The sequence below is a fragment of the Peptoniphilus indolicus ATCC 29427 genome (genome assembly GCF_000227315.1).
Classification (GTDB): Bacteria; Bacillota; Clostridia; order Tissierellales; family Peptoniphilaceae; genus Peptoniphilus; species Peptoniphilus indolicus.
In genome coordinates, this window is the sequence record NZ_JH165061.1 from 1,188,793 (window position 1) to 1,190,978 (window position 2,186).

Below are 2,186 nucleotides of genomic sequence, written 5' to 3' on the forward strand. Positions count from 1 at the left end.
TAGTACAATTTATTCGAGTTAGTTATAAAACATTCTATCGATTAAATTACTACATAAAAGTGGAATGGAGGTTTGAGTTGTAAGTTCATTAAAACCGAGTGCAATTTCAAGTAGCAGAGAAGATAAATCAGCTAAATTCGTTTCAAAAGCAAATACTTCAACTGTAGAAAGTAAATTTAATGACCTAAAGGGGCATTGGGCAGAAGACAAAGTCAATTATTTAGTTAGCAAAGGTTACTTTAAAGGCATAAATGAAAATAATTTTAGTCCTGATAATCCAATAAAAGGAACTGAATTTATAACAGTGCTTGGACGTATAGCAAGTGTAAAAGATGAAAATTCAAATGAATATTATAATACACACTTAGCTTGGGCAAACCAAAACAATATATTAAAAGGACTTGAAGATTTTGAAATTAAAGATGATTTGAATAGAGAAGAAATGGCTTTAATTTTAGATAACTTTGTGAAATTCAAAAGTATGAATTTAAAACCTAACTCATATATTGAATTTAAAGATGAAGATAAGATATCAGATTGGGCAAAAGAGGCGGTTAAGAATTTATCTAGCAAAGGTATATTAAAAGGAATGGAAACCGGAGAATTCAGCCCAAAGACAAACTTTACAAGAGCTCAAGTGGCACAAGTTTTATATACTTTGGACCATTTGAAATAAAACTTATTTCCTAACTTTAGAACTACTCTCAAACATTTAAAGAGAGTAGTTTTAGATTTAATTATTTTAGGAATAGTCAATATATTTAAAAAGACTTTTACATTATGAAGCGTTGTTATATAATTAATTAGAGGTGCCTATGAAGAATCCATTTAAAATGTTTGACAACTTTTTTATAAAGTTGATAAACCAAAAAATGAATAGTAGATACACTAATTTTTTATTTTATCATATAACGAATTTAGGCGGAGCAGTGAGTGTGATATTGATTACTCTCATAATGTTTTTAATCGGTGGTAGAATTAGAGAATTATCTGTAGAAATAATTTTGAGTTTGATTGTATCAACACTATTTGTGCAGATTTTAAAGAGAATTTTTTCAAGAAACAGACCGTACTGGATTTTGGAAAATTTAAATACTTACGGAATTGACCTTTCAGATTATTCATTTCCATCAGGTCATTCAGCTGCAGCCTTTACACTTGGCGTGACTATTGCATTGAATTATCCGGCAATAAAATTAGTTGTATTAATAATTGCAACGCTTATTGCAATTTCAAGGATATATTTAGGAGTACATTACCCCACAGATGTGCTTGCAGGAGTTATAATTGGAATAATTGCCAGTGTAATTGTGCATGATCATATATATCAGGTAGCTATTACATATTTAAGAGGAAAATTTATTTAGGAGGAACTAATGTTAGTAACTAATTTTTTACAAAAGAGAAAATCTGTAAGGGATTTTAAACCAATGAAGGTAGATAAGTACGAACTTGAAATTATAAAAGATGCAATAGAGCAAATTTCAAAAGAAGAAAATGAGCTTCTTAAGTTTCAACTTTTAGAAAATGGTTCAATAGTTTCTGAAGGGTTAAAGGGTAAGGCAGGATATGGCGGAGTTATGATTGAATCTCCACACTATGTGAGTATATCTTCAGAAAAAGAGACATTAGAAAACAAATTAAAAATAGGTTATGCTCTTGAAAAGTTAAATACTAAAATTGTAGATTTAAATATAGATACTTGTTGGATTACAGTTGATGAAGTAGATAAAGACACAATGAAGAGTGTATTTGGAGAAACTGGAGATAAGATAAATTATCTTATAGGTTTTGGATATGGAAAAGCAAAGAAATTTTTCTCCAAAGAAACTACAAGCTCAAGAAACCCTGTAAAAGAAATGGTTTTTGATGGTGAAATTGGAAATCCTATTTCAGCTGAAGTGCTTGAAGAAAGAGGACTATTAGATATATTCTCAACAATTATATATGCTCCAAGTCATAAGAATTTCCAACCATGGAGATTTGTTATAAAAGACTCTGAAGTAGAAATATTTATGGTAAAATCGGATGAAGATTTGAGAAGTTTAATAGATATCGGAGTAATAATGTTCTATTTTGAAGAGCTTGCAAGAGAAAAGAGTTTGGAAGGAAAATGGAATTTAAATATTCATGAAGAAGGAAACTACTTAAAGATAGCGTCTTTTAAATTATAAATTTTAGAATTG

General features: G+C 29.1%; 3 protein-coding genes and 1 pseudogene. All 4 read left to right on the forward strand.

The genetic code is table 11. From position 1 onward, the window contains the following. Positions 1 to 103 precede the first annotated feature (103 nt). Positions 104 to 286 (forward strand): annotated as a pseudogene (locus HMPREF9129_RS12805) (S-layer homology domain-containing protein); the annotation flags it as partial. An 18-nt stretch (positions 287 to 304) separates the two neighbouring features. Continuing rightward, positions 305 to 676: an S-layer homology domain-containing protein gene (locus tag HMPREF9129_RS05320; RefSeq protein ID WP_004821155.1), complete on the forward strand. Its 372-nt coding sequence runs from the start codon at positions 305 to 307 to the stop codon at positions 674 to 676. A 139-nt stretch (positions 677 to 815) separates the two neighbouring features. Beyond that, positions 816 to 1,367 (forward strand): phosphatase PAP2 family protein, encoded by a 552-nt coding sequence (locus HMPREF9129_RS05325; protein WP_004821157.1) that lies wholly within the window; start codon positions 816 to 818, stop codon positions 1,365 to 1,367. Between the two features lie 9 nt (positions 1,368 to 1,376). After that, on the forward strand, positions 1,377 to 2,174 hold the full coding sequence (locus tag HMPREF9129_RS05330; RefSeq protein ID WP_004821159.1) for a nitroreductase family protein: 798 nt from the start codon (positions 1,377 to 1,379) through the stop codon (positions 2,172 to 2,174). The last annotated feature ends 12 nt before the right edge of the window (positions 2,175 to 2,186 follow it).

Excerpts from the sequence above, each read along its gene's own strand:
- HMPREF9129_RS05330 (WP_004821159.1), top strand. The coding sequence starts at position 1,377 with ATGTTAGTAACTAATTTTTTACAAAAGAGAAAATCTGTAAGGGATTTT.
- HMPREF9129_RS05325 (WP_004821157.1), top strand. The coding sequence starts at position 816 with ATGAAGAATCCATTTAAAATGTTTGACAACTTTTTTATAAAGTTGATA.